This window comes from Pseudomonas sp. BGI-2 (genome assembly GCF_004310295.1).
Classification (GTDB): Bacteria; Pseudomonadota; Gammaproteobacteria; order Pseudomonadales; family Pseudomonadaceae; genus Aquipseudomonas.
In genome coordinates this window covers 1-2,775 of the sequence record NZ_SISB01000088.1, presented here as the reverse complement: position 1 = coordinate 2,775, position 2,775 = coordinate 1, and the positions used below count along the sequence as shown (strand labels likewise).

General features: G+C 62.0%; 1 protein-coding gene. It reads right to left on the bottom strand.

Features of this window, described 5'->3' with window-relative positions; translation table 11 throughout:
- On the bottom strand, window positions 1-2,775 hold a 2,775-nt coding region (locus EYC95_RS29935), incomplete at both ends, for an RHS repeat-associated core domain-containing protein (protein ID WP_131063527.1).

Sequence of the window (2,775 nt, the reverse complement as noted above, 5' to 3'; positions counted from 1 at the left end):
CGGATCAACCCACCCCGTCGGATTCGGCGTGTACTGGTACTGATTCAGCCCACCCGCCAACTTCACCGGGTCCGGCGTCAGATACCGACCAATCTCCGGATCATAGTACCGATGCCGGTTGTAATGCAGACCGCTCTCAACATCAAAGTACTGCCCCTGAAATCGCAACGGCTGCTCAAGCTGCTCGCCCCCGCCGAACGTCTGGTGCGTGACTTTACCGTAGGCGTTGTATTTCGCCGACCACATGATTTCGCCGCCAAAATCGGTCAGTTCCTGCGGCGTGCCGAGGTGGTCGAGTTGGTAGTAGAACGGGCAAGCCTTGCGCGGGCCTTTGCCGTCGAGCAGGGCGAGTGGGCGGAAGCTGCCGGGTTCGTAGAGGTAGCTGCGGTAGTGTTCGGGGCTGCTTTCGGCGATGAGGTTGTCGCCTTGCCAGAAGAACTCGGTGGTTTTGCCGTCGACGGTTTTGGCGATGCGGCGGCCGAAGGCGTCGTAGCGATAACTGGTGCAACTTCCGTCCGGCAACGTCACGCCGACCAATCGGTGCTGGCAGTCGTAGCGGTATTCGGTGACGAGTTTTTGCGCGGTGCCGCGGCGTTCGCGGATGAGGTTGCCGAAGGCGTCGTAGTCGTAGTGGCGGTCGCCTTGCAGGAGCAGGCGATTGCCTTTGACGGTCGCGGCGCCGGGGCGGTCCTGCATCAGCAGGTTGCCGGCCGGGTCGTGGGCGAAGGTTTCCGGTGGGTCGTCGCGGGTGTGGCGGACGCGGGTCAGGCGATTGAGTGGATCGTACTGATAGCTGCGCTGGCCGTGGCGGGTGTCGGCGATGCTGTCGAGATTGCCGTTGGCGCTGTAGGCATAGTCTCGGCGATAGAGCGGTTGTTGCTGTTGGCTGACGGCGTGAGCCTTCAGTCGGCCCTGATCGTCGTAGGTATATTCGCTGAGCAGCAAGCCTTGCTGGCGTTGTTGTTCGCGACCGAAGGCAAACTGGTGAGTGGTGAGCCGCGCGCCGTTGAGGTCGATGGCGGCCAGCGCGCCGCCCTTGGCGTGGTGGTAGTCGAGTTTGCTGCCGTCCGGCAGGCGCAGGCGGTTGAGTTGGCCGCAGACGTCATAGCCATACCGCAACGTGCCCCAACCTTGATGTTCGGTGGTCAGTCGGTCTTGTTGGTCGTACTCGAACTCCAGCGGATGGTCGTGGCCATCGTCGACGCCGATCAGTCGACCGAGGCTGTCGTAGCGGTATTCGACCTTGATGCCGTCGGGCAGGGTCTTGATCAGCAGTCGGCCGGCGGTATCGCGCTCGTATTGCGTGACGAGCTGCGAACCGTCATCGCCGAACTCGGTTTTCTCCAGCAGGTGACCGTTGAGGTCGTAGGTGTACGCCGTGCGTTGGCCATCGAAGCCGGTTTCCTGTCGGATCAATCCGCCGGGCGTGTAGTCCAGGCGATATTTTTCGCCGGATTCGTTTTCGATCTCGGTAAGAAGCAGCTGCGCGTTGTCGTAGCGATACTTGAGCTGGGTGCCGTCGGCATTGAGTCGGCGGCTGACCAGGTGCAGATCGTCGAGGTATTCGTAGCGGGTGACCCGGCCCAGTTCGTCGCGTTCGGCGGTGATTTTTCCGTAGGCGTTGTAGCTGAAGGCGCGAATGGCACCGGTAGGAAGTGTCGTCTGGATCAGTCGGCCGACGGCATCCCATTGGGACTTGGTGACTGCTCCGTGTTCGTCCTGCCGGGTAATCTGCCGCCCCAGCGCATCGTAGGAAAACCGCCGCTGACCACCGTCCGGCAGCGTCTCTTCGACCAGTTGCCCCAAACCATTCCAGACGAACACATGCCGACTGGTGTCCGGGTAGCGGATCGACAGCAGCTGACCTTTTTCGTCGTAGTGATAGTGGCTGACGTGACCGTCGGGGTCGGTCGCTTCGGTGATGTCGCCTTGGGCATTGCGCTGATATTTCCACACCGCTTTGCCGCGATAGCGCGCGTGCAGGAAACCGTTGCGGTACTCGTAGGACGTCGGCTCGTCTTGCGGCGGAATCAGCGCAACAAGGCGTCCGAGTTCGTCGTAACGGTATTCGGTGACGGCGCCGAGCGGATCTTGCTCGGCAATCAACCGACCTTGGTCGTCGTAGGCCTTGAGGTGCTCACCGCCGTCCAGCTCGACCTTGCGTACCAGCCGCGCCCGATCGTCGTGGACGTAAACCTCTTCGCTGCCGTCGATGTTGTGGACGGTGACGCTGCCCTCGCCATCCCAGGCATACCGCGCGTCCATCTGTGAAAACGACGCCCAGTGACGGATGCATCGGGCCGCCTTGCCAGACCTTTCCCACGCCCAAAAGAAACTCGCCCCACCGGCCAGTTGCCGCTGGAGAATGACGTGCTGATCGTCGTAGTCGTAGCGCTCGCTTTCGCCGGCGGCGTTGGTGGCTTCGATGAGTCGAGCGCGTTCGTCGTAGCGGTAACAGACCAGTGTTTGCTCGGTCTGCCAGGCTTCTTCGAGGGACTGGGCCGGGACGAAAACCTGATAATCGACGGCGGCCAGATGGCTGCGGTCATAGCGCAACAGCAAGGCGCGGCCGGCGCCGTTGTCGAGGCGCTGGATGCGGTCCTGGCGGTCGCGGGTGATGCGCAGGCGGTTGTCGTAAGCGTCGCTAATGGTTGTGAGAAAACCATTATGAAAATGGTAGAAACGTGCCTCGTCGCCGGCCTGGGCGAGGATCAGTTCTTCGGGTTCATTGCCGAGGTAAATCGCGGCGCGCGAGAGGCTGTTGTGGATCGCCGG